Raw genomic sequence first — 324 nt, forward strand, 5'->3', positions numbered from 1 at the left:
AGCTGGTTATGCATTAACAGTAACCGGAACGGGGGATGTTAAGGTAACTAAGGATACAACCACGACCGCAACCGTAACGAATACTTACACCCAGAATAAGGGAAGCTTAACCGTAGCCAAGAAAGTTGTAGGATATGACTTTGGAGCAGCAGGCAAGAACTTTACAATTTATGTAACAGATGCAAATGGAAAGTATGTCAAAGAGGATGGAAGCATAACAGCAACCAAGACAGGAATCAGCGTGCCGGCAAACGGAAGCGTAACGATCAATGACATACCGGTAGGAACCTATACAGTAGCCGAGAATGAAACGGATGCAGCAAA

The 324-nt window shown here is 44.4% G+C and carries 1 protein-coding gene; it reads left to right on the forward strand.

Annotated elements, in window-relative coordinates:
* Positions 1-324, forward strand: a 324-nt coding sequence (locus tag WKT03_RS12605) for a DUF5979 domain-containing protein (RefSeq protein ID WP_340392368.1), incomplete at both ends; no start/stop codon positions are given.

This window comes from Coprococcus sp. HCN-4056 (assembly GCF_037892645.1).
In the GTDB taxonomy this organism is placed as follows: Bacteria; Bacillota; Clostridia; order Lachnospirales; family Lachnospiraceae; genus Coprococcus; species Coprococcus ammoniilyticus.